The sequence below is a fragment of the Phocoenobacter uteri genome, assembly GCF_900454895.1.
GTDB lineage: Bacteria > Pseudomonadota > Gammaproteobacteria > Enterobacterales > Pasteurellaceae > Phocoenobacter > Phocoenobacter uteri.
The window spans coordinates 1,236,655-1,257,296 of the sequence record NZ_UGTA01000001.1 but is presented as its reverse complement, the minus strand read 5'-3'; the positions used below and the strand labels follow the sequence as shown (position 1 = coordinate 1,257,296).

Sequence of the window (20,642 nt, the reverse complement as noted above, 5' to 3'; positions counted from 1 at the left end):
AATTCTTGATAAAATATGACCGCTTATATTTGCGGTTTTATCCAAATCAGGCTTGCCATTCTGCCTGTTTGTCCATCACGGCGATAAGAGAAAAACTTATTTTTTTCACTATATGTGCAATGCTCACCGCCAGAAATTTGCGTAATGCCTAATGTGTTTAAACGTTGCGTGGCGAGCTGATAAAGATCCGCAAAATATTTTCCTTTTTCATTAGGATCTGCTTTAAAGGCGGAGATCGCTTGTGGATCGACATCACAAAATTGTTCTCGTACATCATCACCAACTTGAAAGGCTTTTTGACTGATTGCTGGGGCGAGCCATACACTGATTTCAGAAGCAAGGCTTTGAAATTTCTTAACGGTTTCTTCTAAAATTCCATCGCATAAACCTCGCCAGCCTGCGTGAGCTGCCGCGACTTCCGTTCCCTCTTTATTACAAAATAACACAGGCAAACAATCTGCCGTCATCACTAAGCAAACTTGATTTGGTTGATGGGTATAAACCGCATCTGCCTCTAAATTATCGCCTGAATAGGGGAGGGTAATCACTCGGGTGCTGTGGGTTTGGGTCAGATAAATCGGTGGATTTGGTAAATTTTGTGATAAAAGTAACCGCTTACGATTATTAGCTACGGCAATGGGGTCATCCCCCACGTGATCGCCTAAATTTAAGCTATCAAAAGGGAAAAGGCTTTCGCCACCTGTTCGCAAGGTAGTGAAAGCCTGAATGTGTTTTGGTATATCCCAACTTGGTTGGATAACACGAATATTTGTCATTATTTTCTTACAGCGATAGCTTCAATTTCAATGCCCGCGTCTTTTGGTAAACGAGCCACTTCCACACAAGAACGAGCAGGGAATTGAGGGTGATTATTTTCTTTAAAGAAGGCATCATATTCTGCATTAACTGCGGCAAAATCGTTTAAATCTTTAACGAAAATGGTTGTTTTCACAATGTCCGCCACGCTCAAACCTGCTTGCTCAACAATCGCTTTCACATTTTCAAGAGATTGACGTGCTTGTTTTACGATATCCGCTGGAAATTCGCCGGTGGCTGGATCGATAGGTAACTGACCAGATGTGATGATCATATTGCCTAAATCAACGGCTTGTACATAAGGACCGATTGCAGCAGGGGCTTTTTCTGTATGGATAAATTGAGTCATTTTAATTCTCCTTTGAGTTTAAATAAACCTAGTTAAATAAATTACACGTGTGCTTTACAAGGTGGTAACGTCCCGACGATTTCAAAGACTTTGTCACCATCTTTAAAGAAAACATAGCCACCATTTTTCATTTCTATCCATTCTTCATTTTTAGTGAGCGGTTGAGTGGTGATAATGGTCACTTTATCTTGTTCTGTGGTGTATTGACTAAAATCAATCACAACATCATCTTCACGAAATACTTTGCTAAATGGGTGTTTACGTGTGACATAATGCAGTTTTGTGGCACAGCGAGCAATCATCCATTCACCATTAGAAAGGATAAAATTAAACACTCCTTTTGTCGCAATTTCTTCTGAAATATCCACTACCGCATTAAAAAGTTCACGCTCTGTTGGTTTTTCTGAAAAGCGTTTTTTTAATTCTGCTGCCATACAACAAAAAGCACGTTCCGAATCCGTTGTACCTATCGGCTGATAATGATTATTTGGGCAAATTTCTAAATCTTCAACTGTACCATTATGGGCAAACACCCAGTTTTCACCCCAAATTTCACGAATAAAAGGGTGGGTATTTTCAATATTCACCGCCCCTTGCGTCGCTTGGCGGATATGAGCGATCACATTAAAGGATTTAATACGATAATTTTTAACCACATCACCTAATGGCGAAAATGCAGCGGGTTGATTATCTCTAAAAATTCGAACGCCTTTACCTTCAAAAAAGGCGATACCAAAACCGTCTGAGTGTTTATCTGTGACGCCGGCACGACGTCGAAATCCTTCAAAAGAAAAAGAAATATCTGTTGGTGTATTGCAATTCATTCCTAATAATTGGCACATTGTTTGTTTCCGTTTGCTTTAAATTTTATTCTTGTTTATAGGGTGCATATTATACAGTAGTAATAAAAAAATGTTTAATTTTTACCAGCAATATTAACGCTCTTTTTTCCAAAGGGAAAGCATAAAAATTGTTGCGGCACAAATTACAACAGAAGGCCCTGCTGGGGTATCTTTAAGCCCTGAAAAGAGCAGTCCGCCAGTAACAGAAAGCACGCTAAATAAGATCGCATAAGCGGTCATATTTTCAGGACTTTTTGCAAATCGTCTTGCTGTTGCACAAGGGATAATCAGTAATGATGTGATTATCAATGCACCGACAAATTTCATACTCAGTGCAATGGTTAATGCGGTTAATAACATCAGTAATAAACGTAATCGAGTCACATTTAAGCCTTCAATTTGAGCCAATTCTGGGCTAATGGTAATTGAAAGTAGTTTTTTCCAAAAATACCCGAGTAATGAGGCGATAAAAATAACGCCAATGGCAATGATTTTGACATCATAGAAATCAATTGCGAGCAGATCCCCGAATAGATAAGCCATTAAATCTACTCTTACGTTATCCAATAAGCTAATCGTAATAACCCCCAAAGAAAGGCAGCTGTGGGCGATAATACCAAGCATTGTATCAACGGCAAAATCTGTTCGATGTTCCAGCCAAGCGAGAATCAAGGCGAGAATAATGGTCATCAAAATAACAGCAATATAAGGATTGATTTGTAAAAATATGCCTAATGCCACACCGAGTAATGCAGAATGAGAGAGGGTATCGCCAAAATAAGCCATTTTTCGCCATACAACAAAAGAGCCAAGAGGGGCTGTAATAAACGCCAGTAGCGTGCCAGCTAACCAAGCTGGAAATAAAATTTCAAACATAACTAAACCTTAATCTTTGCAATGACAATTTGTACAAACATCGCCGTGTAAGTCGTGATGATGATTGTGATGATGTGAGTAAAGTGCGATATTTTTCGCAAATTGATCCCCAAAGAAATCAATAAATTTGGGATCATTTGTAATTTTTTCAGGTGTACCAGAGCAACAAATATGATGATTTACACACAACACTTCATCGGTGTTTGCCATCACAATATTGAGATCGTGGGAGACCATTAAAATGGCACAATTTAGTAACGAACGCATTTTATTTAAAAGTTGATAAAGTTCCGTTTGCCCTGTGATATCAACCCCTTGCATTGGTTCGTCCAAAATCAAAATTTGTGGCGAATTTAACATTGCTCGGGCGAGTAATACACGTTGCATTTCACCCCCTGAGAGTTTCTGTAACTGATTTTCTGCAAGGTGTTCAATTGAAAATAGGGCTAACACATCTTGAATCATTTTCTTTGTCGATTGTGGTTTTAATGACAAAAATTTAACGACACTCATTGGCATTGAATTTTCAATATGCAATTTTTGAGGGACGTAACCTATTTTCAAATTCTTAGCGTGAATAACCTCGCCACTCTTTGGCGGAAGTAATTTTAACAATACTTTGAGTAGTGTTGATTTTCCCCCACCATTTGGGCCTACAATGGTGGTTATCGTATTTGGGTAAATATCTAAATGGATATTTTGTAATACGTGTTGGGTATTGAAATAAACATTGATATTTTTCAATGAAATAAGCGGTGTAATTTTAGTCATTTTTTGCAAAAAAATTTTCTAGGGTTGAGAAATGTGATAAAGCTAACGGATTTTAGAAAAAGTCGCAACATTTTATGAAATAAAAACTAAAATAATTCTCTATTAGGGTGTATAATCCGCAATCGCATTTTTTAATAATTATAACTAGATACTCAGAATTAAATCGGGATATGAAATTGAAACCTATAATTTTACCTTCAACACTTTCAAAAAAGAAACAATTCAGGAAGAAAATTACCTTTGTTATAGTGTTTGTTTTCTTGTTTATTAGTATTGTTATAACGCTAAAAAATTATCAAACAGAATCTGAACCCATTAACGATATAAAAACAAGCTATGAGTTACCTATGGATGATTTCTCCGTTGATGATATTAGCGATGATTCAACAAACATAGAGATCGATAAAAGTGATACTGCTGAGAAAGAAAATGCAGTAGAAAAAGAAGAAGCGAATGATATTAAAGAAAGCGGAGAAAATCAGGATGACACTGTTGAAAAAAAGCCTGAAATAATACCGAAACAAGATAATGAAGATTTACATATCAACGATCAATTCAATCATATTGTTACGCAAAATGATACATTAAAAACTATTTTTGAACATCAAGGATTAGATCCTGAAATTGCACAAAAATTATTACAGGATTTTCCTGATTTAGCCCATTTAAAAGCTGGTCAACAGTTCTATTGGGTCACTAATAATGATGGTGATATTGAGTATATGGATTGGCTCGTCTCTTATAGAGAAGAGCAAGTTTTCCAATTAGTTGCACAAGATAAATTTAAACGTGAAGTGCTTGTTAAAAAAGGCATTTGGAAAGAGAAAGTTTTAAAAGGGAAAGTTTCAGGTAATCTCAGTTCAAGCTTGCAAAAATTAGGTTTATCTTCTCGTCAAGTTTATCAGTTAGTTCAAGGGCTAAAACCACAGCTCTCATTAAAGCATTTACGTAACGGTGATAAGATTGAGGTGCTAGCAAATTGCGAATTTATCGATGATAAATTAGTCACCTTAGGAAAAGTTGAAGCGTTACGTCTCATTCGTGGTAAAGAAGTTTATTATTCAATCTTGGCTGATAATGGCCATTATTATGGTGAGAATGGTGCTGTAATAAATAAATCACAATTCTCACGTTATCCATTACGTTTTAGACCTCGAATTAGTTCACATTTTAATTTGCATCGCCGCCATCCTATTACACGCAGAGTGAGACCACATAAAGGGGTGGATTTTGGGCTTAAAATTGGTACGTTAGTTATTGCACCCGCTGATGGTGTTGTTACACGAGTGGCATATCAACGTAATGGTGCGGGCAAATATATTAAAATTAAACACGGTTCAAAATATGAAACTGTGTATATGCATTTAAGTCGTTCATTAGTTAAAATTGGACAAAAAGTGAAGAAAGGGCAACATATTGCTTACTCTGGGAATACAGGGCGTTCTACAGGACCTCATTTACATTATGAATTCCATATCAATGGGCGAGCGGTTAACCCAATGACGGTGCATTTACCTGGTATTGCTTCACATTCAGTAATGTCAAACAAAGAACGTAAAGCCTATTTAACAAAAGTAAAAAAAGTAATAGCAAAATTTAAATAAGGATCTAAAGAATGAAAAAGAAGGTAGCAACATTGCTTGGATTGTTAATTGCAACAAGCGTATTCGCTGATGATGCAAAACTACAAGATCAGTTAGAAAAAATGGGGGCGACTAATATTAAAATTAGTGATTCGCCGTTACCAAATTTCAGATCTGTTGTATCGGATCAAGGGGTATTGCAAATTAGTGAAGATGGACGCTTTGTGATTGAAGGAAGCGTGTTAGAACTAAAAGATGGCACAGTAAGTGATATTACCAATCGTCCATTGATGGCAGAGCTTGAAAGTATGAAAAAGGAAATGATTATTTTTCCTGCCAAGAATCAGAAACATACTGTGACGGTATTTACAGATATTAGTTGTGGATATTGCAAGTTATTACATTCACAAATGAAAGAATATAATGATTTAGGCATTACGATTCGCTATCTTGCATTTCCTCGTGCGGGGTTAAGAAGTCAAACAGCACGTCAGATGGAAGCTATTTGGCAAGCAGAAGATCGTAACCATAGCTTACATCAAGCTGAAAGCGGACATTTGCCAGCGAAACAACTTACGCCTAAACTGATCAAAAAACAGTATGATTTGGGGATTAAATTTGGTATTCGTGGTACTCCGAATATCATCACATCAGAAGGTGAAGTCATTGGTGGATATGTAGAACCAAAACAATTACTACAAATGTTAGAAAAATAATTCTTGTTTAAGCGGTCAGATTTACTTCATTTTTGCAAAAAGAACAATAAATCTGACCGCTTCTTTTCTCTTTTTAGCTTTTTTAAGCTATAATTTCAAAAATATTTTACACAAAATAGTTAAGAAAATAATTTTATCATAGGGAGAGCGAGCAAGGTCGTACAATCGTACTTTGAGAGAGCTTGATGTTAGGTAAATAATTTTTCTCCGACTATAAATTAATTTTAAGGAAATAATATGGGTTTTTTAGCAGGTAAACGTATTTTAATCACAGGGTTAGCGAGTAATCGCTCTATTGCTTATGGTATTGCACAAGCTTTTGCACGTGAAGGGGCAGAGTTAGCATTCACTTATTTAAACGATAAATTGAAACCTCGTGTGGAAAAATTTGCGGAAGAATTTGGGGCAAAAATTGTATTGCCATTAGACGTAGCAAGTGATGAAAATATCAAAGAGTGTTTTACGGAATTAAATAAACATTGGGATAAATTTGACGGTTTTGTTCACGCTATCGGTTTTGCACCAGCGGATCAATTAGACGGCGATTATGTTAATGCGGCAACGCGTGATGGCTTTAGAATTGCTCACGATATCAGTGCGTATAGTTTTGTGGCGATGGCACAAGTGGCTCGTCCGATGTTAAATCCAAATTCAGCATTATTAACACTTTCTTATTTAGGGGCAGAGCGTTCAATTCCTAACTATAATGTAATGTGTTTAGCAAAAGCGTCATTAGAAGCAAGCACGCGTGTAATGGCAGCAGATTTAGGTGGCGAAGGTATTCGTGTGAATGCGATTTCAGCAGGACCTATCCGTACTCTTGCAGCGTCTGGCATTAAGGACTTCAAAAAAATGCTGACTACTTTTGAAAAATCAGCACCGTTAAAACGTACTGTAACCATTGAAGATGTGGGTAATTCAGCAGCGTTCTTATGTTCTGATTTAGCCTCTGGTGTAACAGGCGAAATTTTACACGTTGATGCTGGTTTTAGCACAACAGCAATGTCAAATTTAGGCGAATAATCATCATTTAATACGCGTAGAGACAGGGCATGCCCTGTCTTTTCGTTATATATCATTAATTTAAGGAAACTTATGTTCCAAGATAATCCTCTCTTAGCACAATTAAAACAACAAATTCATTCAAATAAAACCTTCGTGGAAGGCTTTGTTAAAGCAACAGATAAAAGCTATGGCTTTTTAGAATGTGACAAAAAAAGTTACTTTATTCCGCCACAAGAAATGAAAAAAGTCATGCACGGAGATAAAGTCAAAGCCTCAGTTGTGGTTGATGGTGATAAAGAACGTGTTGATGTTGAAGAATTGATTGAGCCTATGCTGACGCGTTTTGTTGCAAGGGTTAAATTTAATCGTGAGGGGCGTTTACAACTTGCGGTCGATCATCCAAATGTGAAAAATCTCATTTCTGCAAATGTAAACAATAAAAAAGTGACACAAAAATTGCAGGAAAATGATTGGGTTGTGGCAGAGTTAAAAACACACCCATTACGAGATGATCGCTTTTTATTTGCACAAGTAACCCAATTAATTTGTGAGGCGGACGATCATTACGCACCTTGGTGGGTAAGCCTAGCAAAACACGAACAACCTCGTGAAGCGGTAAAAGGATTGGATAGTTATGAGTTACAAGATGAAATTGAGCGTAAAGATTTAACTCACTTAGATTTTACGACTATCGACTCCGCAACCACCAAAGATATGGATGATGCGTTGTGTATTGAGCCAATTTTAGACAATGGCACGCAAACAGGCTGGCATTTAATGGTAGCGATTGCCGACCCAACAGCCTATATCCCACAAGATTCAAGCCTTGAAAAAGAAGCACGTCAGCGTTGTTTTACCAACTATTTACCGGGTTTTAACGTGCCAATGTTACCTCGTGAACTGTCTGATGATTTATGTTCATTAGTGGCAGATGAAAAACGTCCTGCGTTAGTGGGTGAGATTATTACGGATTTAGAAGGCAACGTTACAGCGGAAACTGTATTTACCCTTGCGTGGGTTAAATCAAAAGCTAAATTAGTGTATGACAACGTATCTGATTATTTAGAACAGCAAGAAAATGCGTGGCAACCTGAAAATGAAGTAATTAAACAACAAATTGACTGGTTACACCAATTTACCCAAGCCAGAATGCAGTGGCGTGAAAAAAATGCCTTAATTTTCAAAGAGCAAGGTGATTATGCCTTTGAATTAAATGAGCAGGGTGATGTGGTGGACATCCACCTTGAACCTCGTCGTATTGCGAATCAAATGATTGAAGAATCAATGATCATTGCTAATATTGAAGCGGGTAAATATTTAGAAAAAAATGCAAAAACAGGGATTTTTAACACCCATTTAGGTTTTGATCCTAAAAATTACAAACTTGCTAAAGAGTTTTTAATTGCCACCTTAGGTACGCCTGAAAATAATGAAGAATTAGAAGCACGTTATAGCGTTGAGCGTTTAGCAACCCTTGAAGGTTACTGTGAAATGCGTCGTGATATTGACCAACACGATGAGAGCTTTTTAGAATTACGTTTACGCCGTTATCTGACTTTTGCAGAATTTAAAAATCAAGTGGCACCACATTTTGGTTTAGGGATTACTCATTATGCTACTTGGACATCGCCAATCAGAAAATATGGCGATATGGTGAATCATCGTTTAATCAAACAAACCTTAGCACAACAGCCGACACAGCTTGTCGAAGAAGATATTTTGATGCGTTTACAAGAAGCACGTAAACAAAACCGAATGGTAGAGCGAGATATTTCAGATTGGTTATATGCCCGTTATCTTGAACCAATGGTTGAGAAAAATATGGAATTTGATGCAGAAATCGTTGATGTTTCTCGTGGTGGATTGCGTGTGAAAGTCATTGAAAACGGTGCGATGATTTTTGTGCCAAACTCAACTTTACACCCTAATAAAGATGAAATGAATTTCCGCACTGAAGAGCTAGCACTTTATATTAAAGATGAAAAAACTTACCAAGTAGGGCAAAGCGTTAAAGTGAAATTAACCCAAGTGCGTATGGAGACAAGAAGTATTATTGGGAATATTGTTCAGTAATTTTTTACCGATAATCTGAAAAGCATTTTTAAATTTATATTTGTGAATTACCACCACGTAGGTTAAGTGTTTATATTAGACCTGACTTAGATGGTGGTTTTTTATTCTTTAAAATAATTGAAAATATATATTGCCAACGCCTATGACTTAAAATAAACTTCCCAAACTAGAATTTATTTGCATCAATAGGATTTTTTATGCGATCTTTTTCTGTCACTCTTCTTTTACCATTATCTATTTCTTTTGCTTTTGCGAATACGTCAGATATTTCTATTCAGAAAATTGATACTCAGAATCAACAACGTCAGTTATTACAAGATAAAATTCGGGAGCAAAAACTCAATACACAGCAAGATGTGAAGTTTGATATTCAATCCAATAAATTAACTTTACCTCATCAAGAATATCCTTGTTATCCAATACATAAAATTACTTTAACCGACTATTCCTCTTCAAAAACATCTTCTCAATTTACCCCATTACTTCAAGCAACTTTTAAAGATTTAAAACTCTCATTTCCGCATTGTTTAGGGGGCGAGGGGCTAAATATTGTAATGAAACAATTGCAAAATAAAATTCTTGAAAAAGGGTTTATTACATCAAGAGTTGTGGCAACAGAGCAGGATTTACACTCTGGAATATTGGCGTTAACGGTTATTAAAGGAAAAGTCCGCCATTTTATTGTTGAAGATCACTCAAAAATAGCGAGATTTTCAACATTATCTGCTTGGTCGGCGATAGCGTTGAAATCAGGGGATGTATTAAATGTACGAGATATTGAGCAATCCCTTGAAAATTTAAAACGCGTGCCAACAGCTCAGGCGAATATTGAAATTTTACCAGCTCAAGGAACGAGTGATGTGGGCGAAAGTGATTTAAAAATTAGCTACACGCAACATTTTCCATTTCGTTTAACCTTAGGCTTAGACGATAGTGGTTCTACTTCAACGGGTAAATTTCAAGGCTCAGCGACTTTTTCTGTTGACAATCTTTTTACCGCAAATGATCTATTTTATACCAGCCTAACGCATAGTTTAAAAACAAAAGAGGATGATAATGGCAAACGAGGTACTCAGAATTTTAGCTTTCACTATTCATTTCCTGTTGGCTATTGGTTATTCAGTTTAGACCAATCAAAAAATAAATATCATCAAGAGGTCTTTGGGGCATTTCAAAACTATATTTATTCTGGCGAGAGCAACACGCAAAAAGCAACTGCATCTTATACGCTATATCGTGATAACCAACGTAAAACGAGCCTATGGGGTGGAATTTGGATAAGAGAATCTGACTCCTTTATTGATGATGAAAAAATAGAAGTACAACATCGTAATACAGCGGGTTGGCAAGTGGGACTTAAACACAAAGAATATTTTAAACATTCCACTTTAGATTTTGGTTTGAGCTATAAACGAGGCACGGGGGCATTTAATGCAGAAGCCGCACCAGAAGAATTATTTAATGAAGGTACATCTCGTTTCAAACTTATCTCAGCAAATGTCTCTTTAACTACCCCGTTTAATATTGCGGAAAGTAGCTGGCAACACAGTTTGAAATTTAATGGGCAATATAACCGCACGCCTTTAACATCACAGGATCGTTTTAGTATTGGCGGACGTTATACCGTTCGAGGATTTAATGGCGAAGTGACATTATCAGGCAATCGAGGTTGGACGGTACAAAATGATATTTCTTGGTTAATCAATCCAGCGAGACAAGCTTATTTTGGCGTGGATTATGGCAAAGTGTATCAACAACAATCTGATTCATTGGGCAATGAACTTTCTGGGGCAGTATTAGGAATGAAAGGTGCTCAATGGGGAATCAATTACGACTTATTTTTTGGTGTACCTTTGCATATGCCGAAAGGATTTAGAACCTCTGATGTGGTCGCAGGATTTAATTTAAGTTATCAATTTTAAAAATGAAGTGAATTATTTTTTCACTTCATTTGCGTTGAATTAAACAAAGGAACGAGTTATGAACAAGCATTGTTACAGAATTATTTTTAGTAAAACGTTAAACTGTTTGGTTGTGGTGTCTGAAATCACAAAGGCAGAGAGCAAATCGTCGGCAAATTCGCCACAGTGTAAGCGAAAAAATAAATTGGTAAATCTTGTTCAAAATATTACCGCTTGTATTAAGCCTCTTTGTTTTAGTTTATTCTGTGCGTTAGGTTTTGTATCTTCTTCTTTTGCCGACACGCTTATTATCAAAGCAGATAATACCGCACCTAAAAATACGCAACCAATTGTATTGCAGACGGCAAATGGGCTCCCACAAGTTAATATCCAAACCCCAAATGCAAAAGGGCTTTCTCACAATAAATATACTCAATTTGATGTGGATACTAAAGGGGCGATTTTAAATAATAGCCGTAAAACAACGCAGACTAAATTAGGTGGCTATGTGCAAGGCAACCCTTATTTGGCTCGTGGAGAGGCAAAAGTTATTTTAAATGAAGTCAATTCCAATAACCCAAGTTTGATGAAAGGGTATGTGGAAGTGGCTGGGCAGAAAGCGGATGTGATTATTGCGAATCCGTCCGGTATCAGCTGTCAAGGTTGTGGGATTCTTAATTCCAATCAGGTCACGTTAACGACCGGTAAGCCACAAATCAGAGATGGACAAATTGAGAGCGTTAATGTTGAGCAAGGCACAGTATTGATTTCAGGCAAAGGTTTAGATAATAGTCAGGTAGATTACACGGAGATTTTATCGCAAAAAGCAAAAATTAACGCAGGTATTTGGACGAAGAAAAAACTGGCTGTGGTAACGGGGAATAATACGATTAAGCGGTCAGATTTAGATGAAAATTTGCAAATTATTCACAAAAAATCACCGCTTACTTCATCAACCTCTTCTCAATATTCGGTTGATGTGAGCGAGTTAGGTGGAATGTATGCAGGGCAAATTCATTTAGTCGGTACAGAGCAAGGGTTAGGTGTTCGCAACGTAGGGCATATTGGTGCAGGTGTTGGTGAAGTTGCGATTGATGTGAATGGTAAAATTATCAATTCAGGCATAATCAATGCAAATCAAGGTATTACATCAAAAGCAAGTGATGATGTAGAAAACACAGGGAAAATTGAAGCGAAGCAGAATGACATTCTTATAAAAACCAAAGGTGCTTTAAAACAAGATGGCTCTATCATTGCTCAAAAAGGCAATATTAAAATCAAAGCGGATAAAAATATTACGCAACAAGGTGAAACTATCGCCCATAAAAATATTGACTATGCAGCTCAAAAAGTGAATGCAACCACTTCTTCAATTTTAGCCTCAGGTGTTGAGATTACACAAACTCAAAAAGGTGAAAATCGTCAATTAGAAACGCAAAGTGAAACAGGTCAAAACATCACGGTTCACACCAAAGAAACTGCTACATTGCAGGGAAAAAATATTGCATCTGGAAAATTAGAGGTTAATGCAACAGCGGTTAATTTAGATCATAGCCAAAGCAGTGGTTATGATGTCAAAGTAACAGCGACAAAAGATAATATTGATGCGAATTCAGCAAAAATTACCGCAAAAAATAATGTCGATTTAACGATACCTAAAACCCTTTCAACTCAACATAGCCATTTAAAAGCGAAGAAAATTACGGTATCTCAACAAAATCTTAATACACAAAATGCCGTTTGGGAGCAAACAGGTAACGCTGATTTTAATTTAACAGCTGATAGCATAAAAAATAATGCAGGGTATATCAGTACACAGGGTAATTTTGAGGTTAACACCAAACAGCTTGAAAACACAAAAGGAACATTGTTAAGCGATAAGCAGTTTAGTATTAAGGTTTCAGGAAAACTAGATTCGACGGAAGGGGTTATTGCTTCAAAAGAAGATTTAAGTATCGATTCAGATGGGTTAAATAACGATAAAGGGCTAATTCAAACCAATCAAAATTTAGCCTTAAATACTAATGGAAAGCTCCTTAGTAATAAAGAGACCTTAGAAAAAGGGATTGTGGCACAGGGGAAAATCAACTTAAAAACAGCAACAATCGCAAATCAACAAGGACGTATTGCAAGTAAGGGTAACCAAGACATTATAGCGACCGAGATTGAGAATACACAAGGAAAAATCCAAACTGAAGATAGCTTTAATGTTAATGCAAAAAATATAGTGAATCACCAAGGTGAGATTAGTGCGAATCACGATGCGATACTCACCCTTTCAAATAATTTATCGCAACAAAAGGGTGTAGTTAAGGCGGGTGAATTAACTATTCAAGCGAAGCGATTACAATCTGAAAATAGCAGTCAAATTTTGGGAAACAAGATTGATATCGCTACCCAGCAAGATTTATCAAATAAAGCTAGTGCGATTTTAGCGAATAAGGATATCACACTCTCTTCCCAACAATTAGATAATACTCAAGGCGTGATTAGCAGTAAAACACAAGCGGTTAATATCAACACACACCAACAAGCATTAAATAATACACAGGGGCAGATTGGAGCGAAAGGTGGTTTGACGGTAAATAGTGGTGAATTGGATAATTTGACAGGGATTATTAAAGCTAATGAGAATGTTACGCTAATCACAAAAGCTATTGATAACCAACAGGGATATATTGGTTCAGCAGATAAAAATGTAGATATTAAAGCTCAACAAAAATTTGATAATACTAAAGGTCGCATTGAGGCAAAAAATAATATCGATCTATTGGCAAAAGGGATAAACAATCAATCAGGTATTATTTATACACAGCAAGGTCATATTGATTTAAATGCACAATCTCAAGCCTTAAATAACCAACAAGGCGAAATTATTGCAGGAGAAAACCTTAGTTTAACGAGTGGAAATCTAATAAATACTCAAGGAAAATTATTTGCAAATAATGATAATAATATCACCGCTATTCATTCAATGATTGATAATTCTCAAGCTGGAAAAATACAAGCATTGGGTAATCTTTCAGTAAAAGCAAAACAGCTTAATAACCAGAGTGGATTTATTCAATCAGGGAAAGATAATACGTTAACTATTCAGGAAAATATTATCAATAATAGAGTGGTTGAACAAGGTTCATTGATTGAAGCAGGAAAAACGTTAGCTATTACCACTAATAACATAAATAATCAAAATACGGTTGCAACGGCAAGTCAATTAGCACAAGGCATAATTGCTGAAAGCCTCGAGTTAAATGCCTTAAAATTGAATAATAACAAGGGTGGTGTTTATATTCAAAAACAAGGCGAGTTAATTATATCGAAAATACTTGATAACCAATCAGGAGAAATATTAGGTTGGCAGGATTTAACCATTGAAGGGTTTGATACTAATCTAGAGATCAACAACCACAAAGGTAAAATGCAAGCTCAAAATAATCTGGATATCAGTGCTAAACATCTTTCTATGAATGGGCATTTGGAAGCTAAGAACCTTTCCATTAAATTAAAAGATGATGTTGTGAGCGAGCAAGATATCAATGCAAAAAACAACCTAAGTATTGTGACACAAGGTGATATAACCAATAGTAAAAAATTATCCGCAAATAACCGTTTGATTTTAAACGCGAGTAATATTGAAAATATTGCTGAGGGAAAAATTAGCAGTGAAGAAACCCGAATTACGGCTCAGAATAAAGTAACAAATAGAGGGTTGATCAATAGTTTTTCAGAAAATAATCAATCTAAAACAGTCATCAAAGCGAAGACAATTCACAACTTAGGTACAGGTCGAATTTATGGGGATTATATGGCTTTAGGTGCTGAAAATATCTTAAATCAAGATGAAAGTGTTAATGGTGAAGATAAATCAGCGACCATTGCAGCAAGAAAACGTTTAGATATAGCAGGAAAAGAGATTATCAATGATACCACGCTTTATAATCCTGATAAGAAAGGTGGCTCAACTATTTATAGTGAGGGCGATATTGTCTTTGGTCGTAGTTTAAATGTGAATGACCAAGCCGAAGGTAAGGCTGAAACTCTGAAAAATAAAAGTAGTATTATTGAGGCAGTTGGTTCAGTAGGATTGCATATTGATGATATTACAAACAGTAATGAGCATTATTTGGGTAAGTTATTAGAAACTAGCAGTAAAGATGTGAGCAAGTATTATATTTTACCGCAGGGCATAGCAACAGGTAGTGAGCCTTATAATAATGGGAAATTAAATTATATTAACACAGATAAACTCTATTGGGCTGGGTTTAGTAGAGCTGGTAAATGGGTTGAAAATGTGAATGCTAAAGAGCCTGCTCTTATTACTAATATCGATCAAATAAGATCAAATACACTATTAGCTGAGCCAAATACGGTCAAATGCCAAGATGATAATGATTCAAGTAGTTGTAAAGTAATTGAGGCGAGTATTTATACTAAAGATAATCCTATATGGACATATTTTAATATTACACCACCAGATACTGAGCGACCAGAAGAACCCAATATCGATATAAAAGAGTATTTGAAAAAAACAGGTATTGATGTCGACAATTTAAGTGATGAGCAACTAGATGAACTAGAGGAAAATTTAACACCTCCAATTATGCCGACTAAACCAATTAAGCCATTAAAAAAACTTACAGAAACAGATGAATCATTTCAGCTAAGATTAGCTCAGTATAATCTAGATAAGGCAGAATATAATAAGGCTGTAACACTTCAAAAGGAATTTGAGAAATTTAAACCAATATTGGATTGGACAAATAAGAATGGTAATAAACTTAAAGAATTAAGTAAGAAAATTTCACAACATAATAAATGGATTTATGGAGAAGAGTATTATCGTTATTGGAATATTTGGGTCAATAAAGAGGTCGTCAAAGAAACAATGACGCTTGCGAGTTTACCTGGACAAATACTAGCAGGAAAAGATATTTATTATAATTCAAAGCAATTTTTAAATGATAAAAGTATTGTAATTGCTGGTAATAAGTTAACACAATCAGGTCAGGGACGCATAGAAAATAGAGATGATGAAGAAGCCATTCGTCAAGATATTGAACTAGGTTCAAGAAATTGGTCTTATTCTAAATGGAGAGGTGGGGTCAAGCGTTATCACGAAAGAAGATCATCAAATTATGGACCTTTAAAACGTATCAATGAAACTCATAAAGATATGAATCTTTTCCTAACAAAAGATCATACAAACCCAACGACTTATAAAGACTATATTGATGTTAAAAAACAAAACAATATTACGCAAAAACAAAATGAAGTTGTATTAAATGATTTATCAAAATTTGATACCAAGAAGCAAGATTCAGAGGCTTCAAGGGATATCAATGTGGTTAATGTAAACACGTCACTTAAATTGGAAAATACACAAGTTTCACAGCCATCTGTGTTAGAAATTCGTAGTATAGAAGTGGATGCTCGTTTACCAAATCAAGGCTTGTATAGAATCAATCCAAAACCAAATAGTCATTTTGTTGTTGAAACTGATCCAGAGTTTACTAACCATAAAAAATGGTTAAGTAGTGATTATATGTTTAATGCATTACGTTATGATCCAAATAATGTACAAAAACGCTTAGGTGATGGATTTTATGAGCAAAAATTAGTAAGAGAGCAAATAAACCGCTTAACAGGGCGTCAGTTCTTAGGAAACCATTCTGATTTTGAAGCACAATATAAATCGTTAATGCATAACGGCATAACCTTTGCAAAACGTTTTAATCTAGGCTTAGGTATTGCATTAAGCGAGGCACAGGTGGCACAGCTTACTTCTGATATTGTATGGCTCGAAAGCAAATCTATTACGTTACCAAATGGCAAGGTTGAGCAAGTGTTAGTACCGAAAGTGTATGCGATGGCACATAAAGGTGATATTACAGGTAATGGTACGCTTATTTCAGCAAATCGTCTAAAAATGAATGCGAATGAAATCATTAACGAGGGTACAATAGCCGGTCGTAAATTTGCTCAGTTAAATGCCAATAAACTTAAAAATAGTGGCAAATTAAGTGCTGAGAAATTAGAAGCTCATATCAACGGTGATGTTGAAAATATTGGCGGTGTAATAGAGGCTGAGCGTGATTTATTGTTGGATGTTGCAGGAAACTTAACTCATAGATCAACCACTCAGACGACAAAGGTTGATTTAGATGGTTTCAAACGTACTCAAACCACTCTTGACCGCAAAGCCTTACTCCACGTAAAAGGCAAAGACGGAAAATTACACATCAATGCGAATAATATCAACATCACTGGAGCAGATATCATCAATGACGGACAAGGTCAAAGCTATATTTCTGCAAAAAACAATCTAAATCTGACCGCTTTGGAGGTTGGTTTTGATGAGAAAATGGGGTATGGCAATCATTATCGTAATGAGAATGTGCAAGATGTGGAAATCAGTCATATCAAAACCAAAGGCGATATGATTCTGAAAGGTAAAAACATTGTGTCAGAAGGGGCGGAGCTTGAGTCGCAATCAAAACTAACTGCAATTGCTGAGAATGATTTAGTGTTAAATGGTGCAACAAGGAAATCAGATTTTGAAGAGTATCATTATACGAAACATAGCAGTACATTTAGTAAATCTACTCATACAACCTTTGACCAAAAAAATAAGATTTTGAAAAAAGGTTCTGAACTCAGTGCAGAGAAAATCACATTAGTTGCTGGTCATGATATCAAGGCAAAAGGTGCGGTTATTGTTGCAGATAATGATGTAGATATTCTTGCTAAAAATAATATTAATATTGGCGAAGATGTACAGAGTTTGAAAGAGGAGCATTTTGAGAAGAAAACTAAATCGGGATTATTATCAAGTGGAGGGATTGGCTTTACGATAGGAAGTCGTAAGGAAACTAAAGAGTCAGACCACGCTAAACTCTATGCGAAAGGTAGTCAGGTTGGCAGTTTATCAGGGAAGGTAAACATTGTGGCGAATAACGACTATAAGCAAAGTGTGAGTACGGTTACCTCTGTCAAAGATGATGTCACTATCAAAGCCAAACAGGTAGATATTGTTGCTGGTGATGATAAATATGAAACCAATTCAAAATATACGTTTGAACAAAAAGGACTTACGGTTGCAGTAAATGTTCCCGCCTTACAAGCAATACAGGCAGGTATAAACACAGCAAAAAGTATTGAAAAGGTAGGTAAAAGTAAAAATGACCGAGTAAATGCAATGGCTGCGGCTAATGCAGCTTGGGATGCAGCACGTACCTATGAAACGATAGGAGATGCAGCTAAAGCTACAGAGGCTCTTGCAAATGGTGATATGGCAAATGCTAATGTTAGTGTGTCTATCACCTATGGTGAACAAAAAAATACACAACAAAGCTCAACCAAAGGCACAATTGCCAATTCAAGTAAAGTAAATGCAGGAGGCAAAGCCAATATTATTGCGATAGGGGATAAAACATCAAATATCAATATTGTTGGTTCAGATGTTAGTGGTATAAAAGGTACTCAACTGCTAGCAGAGAACGAAGTGAATGTTTTAGCTAAATCACAAACTCACCAAGAGCGTAGTAGTAATAAATCACAAGGCTGGAATGCAGGTGTTGCAGTAAGTTATGGCTCTGATGGTTTTGCGATGGGAGTTACAGCGGGAGGTAATTATGGCAAAGGCTATGGTAATGGAGATGAGCAAAGCTGGGTAGCTAGCCGAGTGGGAGATAAAAATAGCCAAACCACCATTGTGAGTAAAAATGATACCACTTTAAAAGGAGCTCAAGTTGTAGGTAAAGGTGTTAGTATTGAGGCGAAAGACTTAAATATTGAAAGCCTACAAGATACGATGACTTATAAAGGTAAGCAAAAAAATATGAGTGGTCAGGTGACAGTGGGCTACGGCGTTTCAGGAAGTGCGAGTTATAGTCAATCTAAGGTTAATGCTGATTATGCAAGTGTAAATACACAGGCAGGTGTATTTGCAGGGGATGACGGCTTTAAAGTTAATGTAAAAAAACATACTAATCTTAAAGGTGGCTTGATTACTTCCACAGAAAAAGCAGAACAAGAGGGCAAAAATAGTTTTGTAACTGGTACTGTTACAACATCAAATATTGACAATCACGCAAACCATTCAGCAAGTGGATTTGGTATTAGTGGTGGAGTGAGTGTAAGTGGTAAAGATTTAGGTCAAGGAAAGGCAACAGAAAACCCTCATTTAGAAGATGTTGCAGGTAAAGGTGGCGTAAGTAAATCTCTTGGTTATGGCAGTGATAAAGATAGCCAAAGCAATACCACAACAGCAGGGGTTGGTACTCAAAATATCACCATTACAGATAAAGCTAAGCAGCAAAACCTACAATCAGATGTGCTAACAAACCCAAGTGGTATTCAAACAAAATACCATACCAAACAAGCACTTAATCAAAAGGGGTTAGAGAATAACTTTGATGCGAAAGCAGTGCAAAGTGAGGTTGAGTTACAAGTTGAGGTTACACGAGAGTTTGATAAAACTCGTCAAGGAGTGAAAGCTAAGATCTATCAAGAAGCAGATAAAAGAAGAGAAGAGGCTGTACAAATTCGCAAAGAAAATAGTGTAGAAGGTAAAAATGGTTATAGCACAAAAGAATCTTTGGCTTTAGATGATAAAGCGGACACATTAGAGAAAGTTGCATTTTATACTGATCTTGCATTGGGTGGGTTGTACGGTTATGGAAATAGTGATGCTTTAACTTATATGGGCGTAGCAACTACTGTTGATCCTGCTATACGAGCTGCAACTACACCAGCACAAGTTTGGGAAGTAAAATGCAAACAAGATGGATTATATTGTTCTAATAAATCTTATGATGGTAAAACTGTGAGACCAATATATGGAGATAAAGCTGAAATAGGAGATAAAAGACAAATTTTTGCTCTTTCAGAATTAACACCGTCAAATACAACAGGAGTAATTACCGTCTCAAATAATGGTATTTTAAATCCAAGAGATGATGCTTTAAAAAATGCTATTAAACAAAACAAATGGGAAACAAATAAAGATGGTATAGCAGTTGTGTACAACAGACCAACGAGTAACGTTGTTTCTGAATTAATTTATGCTCTTTATGATAAAACGAATGACTTAGCTGGAGGGCGATTACCTCTTACTTCGGCAGAAAAAATGAATATCAAAATTTATGATTATGCGAAGCAAAATAACTATCAGCTTGATCTTAATAATCATAGTCGAGGAGGTTTAACTGCAAGTGTTGCCTTACAGAAAGCTAATAGAGATGGCTTAAAAGAAATTCCAATTCGTGAATCACGCTTCTTTGGTACTGCAACGAATGTACAAGATTATTCTAATCAATTAGCAAATGTAAATAAATATACGCATACAGTACAGAATACAGATGGTACAACTTCACAACAGGGTAGCCAAGTATTGTCGGCAGTTCATTATACAGATTTTGTTGGTCGTACACCACTTATTGGGTTCCGTAGTAAATATCTAGTGGGTGGAAATAAACCAACAGGAGGAGTTGAAGATAAATGGTTCTTATATTCACATAGTAGTTATGTTGGGGAAGTGCCAACAGAAAATCTAATAGATGATAATGGTAGATTTATAGATGAAAAAGGAAATAGAGTCTCTAAAAAAATAAATAACCCATATAGAAAAGAATTTAAAGAAGTATGGTCTTTAGATGAAAATAATAAAAATTTATCGTTACCAATAGTTATTAAACCTGAATAAAGGATAT

General features: G+C 36.0%; 11 protein-coding genes. 6 read left to right on the top strand and 5 right to left on the bottom strand.

Going from position 1 to position 20,642, the window contains the following annotated elements; all coding sequences use genetic code 11:
* Positions 1-23: 23 nt before the first annotated feature.
* From pgeF to znuC, 5 genes are all read right to left on the bottom strand, one after another.
* Positions 24-776 carry a peptidoglycan editing factor PgeF gene (pgeF, locus tag DYE60_RS05700; protein WP_115315669.1) on the bottom strand — a complete coding sequence of 251 codons (753 nt, stop codon included), beginning with the start codon at positions 774-776 and terminating at the stop codon, positions 24-26.
* A complete protein-coding gene (locus DYE60_RS05695) occupies positions 776-1,165 on the bottom strand; it encodes a RidA family protein (RefSeq protein ID WP_115315668.1) in 390 nt (129 codons plus the stop codon). Before DYE60_RS05695 ends, pgeF begins: the two co-directional genes overlap by 1 nt.
* Before the next feature lie 41 nt (positions 1,166-1,206).
* Complete coding sequence (locus tag DYE60_RS05690; protein WP_115315667.1) at positions 1,207-2,007, bottom strand: class II glutamine amidotransferase; 801 nt, start codon at positions 2,005-2,007, stop codon at positions 1,207-1,209.
* Between the two features lie 93 nt (positions 2,008-2,100).
* Complete coding sequence (gene znuB, locus DYE60_RS05685) at positions 2,101-2,883, bottom strand: zinc ABC transporter permease subunit ZnuB (protein ID WP_115315666.1); 783 nt, start codon at positions 2,881-2,883, stop codon at positions 2,101-2,103.
* 9 nt (positions 2,884-2,892) lie between these two features.
* Positions 2,893-3,654 carry a zinc ABC transporter ATP-binding protein ZnuC gene (gene znuC / locus DYE60_RS05680; protein WP_115315665.1) on the bottom strand — a complete coding sequence of 254 codons (762 nt, stop codon included), beginning with the start codon at positions 3,652-3,654 and terminating at the stop codon, positions 2,893-2,895.
* A gap of 347 nt (positions 3,655-4,001) precedes the next feature.
* Here znuC and mepM point away from each other — a divergent pair, with 347 nt between their 5' ends.
* The 6 genes from mepM to DYE60_RS05650 all read left to right on the top strand — a co-directional run bounded on the left by mepM (position 4,002) and on the right by DYE60_RS05650 (position 20,635).
* A complete protein-coding gene (gene mepM, locus DYE60_RS05675) occupies positions 4,002-5,258 on the top strand; it encodes a murein DD-endopeptidase MepM (protein WP_245942684.1) in 1,257 nt (418 codons plus the stop codon).
* A gap of 11 nt (positions 5,259-5,269) precedes the next feature.
* The gene (dsbC, locus tag DYE60_RS05670; RefSeq protein WP_115315664.1) at positions 5,270-5,953 is read left to right on the top strand and encodes a bifunctional protein-disulfide isomerase/oxidoreductase DsbC; all 684 of its coding nucleotides are present in this window, start codon (positions 5,270-5,272) and stop codon (positions 5,951-5,953) included.
* Positions 5,954-6,190: 237 nt separating this feature from the next.
* Entirely contained in the window at positions 6,191-6,976 is a 786-nt protein-coding gene (locus DYE60_RS05665) for an enoyl-ACP reductase FabI (RefSeq protein WP_115315663.1), read from the top strand.
* 72 nt (positions 6,977-7,048) lie between these two features.
* A complete protein-coding gene (locus DYE60_RS05660; protein ID WP_115315662.1) occupies positions 7,049-9,031 on the top strand; it encodes an exoribonuclease II in 1,983 nt (660 codons plus the stop codon).
* Positions 9,032-9,228: 197 nt separating this feature from the next.
* On the top strand, positions 9,229-10,953 hold the full coding sequence (locus DYE60_RS05655) for a ShlB/FhaC/HecB family hemolysin secretion/activation protein (protein ID WP_115315661.1): 1,725 nt from the start codon (positions 9,229-9,231) through the stop codon (positions 10,951-10,953).
* Between the two features lie 58 nt (positions 10,954-11,011).
* Positions 11,012-20,635 (top strand): two-partner secretion domain-containing protein, encoded by a 9,624-nt coding sequence (locus tag DYE60_RS05650; protein WP_115315660.1) that lies wholly within the window; start codon positions 11,012-11,014, stop codon positions 20,633-20,635.
* Positions 20,636-20,642 lie beyond the last annotated feature (7 nt).

What these genes read in the sequence shown, in the direction of transcription:
- dsbC (WP_115315664.1), top strand. Translation starts at nt 5,270, where the DNA reads ATGAAAAAGAAGGTAGCAACATTGCTTGGATTGTTAATTGCAACAAGC.
- DYE60_RS05695 (WP_115315668.1), bottom strand. Translation starts at nt 1,165, where the DNA reads ATGACTCAATTTATCCATACAGAAAAAGCCCCTGCTGCAATCGGTCCT.
- DYE60_RS05665 (WP_115315663.1), top strand. Translation starts at nt 6,191, where the DNA reads ATGGGTTTTTTAGCAGGTAAACGTATTTTAATCACAGGGTTAGCGAGT.
- znuC (WP_115315665.1), bottom strand. Translation starts at nt 3,654, where the DNA reads ATGACTAAAATTACACCGCTTATTTCATTGAAAAATATCAATGTTTAT.
- pgeF (WP_115315669.1), bottom strand. Translation starts at nt 776, where the DNA reads ATGACAAATATTCGTGTTATCCAACCAAGTTGGGATATACCAAAACAC.
- DYE60_RS05660 (WP_115315662.1), top strand. Translation starts at nt 7,049, where the DNA reads ATGTTCCAAGATAATCCTCTCTTAGCACAATTAAAACAACAAATTCAT.
- DYE60_RS05655 (WP_115315661.1), top strand. Translation starts at nt 9,229, where the DNA reads ATGCGATCTTTTTCTGTCACTCTTCTTTTACCATTATCTATTTCTTTT.
- DYE60_RS05650 (WP_115315660.1), top strand. Translation starts at nt 11,012, where the DNA reads ATGAACAAGCATTGTTACAGAATTATTTTTAGTAAAACGTTAAACTGT.
- mepM (WP_245942684.1), top strand. Translation starts at nt 4,002, where the DNA reads ATGGATGATTTCTCCGTTGATGATATTAGCGATGATTCAACAAACATA.
- DYE60_RS05690 (WP_115315667.1), bottom strand. Translation starts at nt 2,007, where the DNA reads ATGTGCCAATTATTAGGAATGAATTGCAATACACCAACAGATATTTCT.
- znuB (WP_115315666.1), bottom strand. Translation starts at nt 2,883, where the DNA reads ATGTTTGAAATTTTATTTCCAGCTTGGTTAGCTGGCACGCTACTGGCG.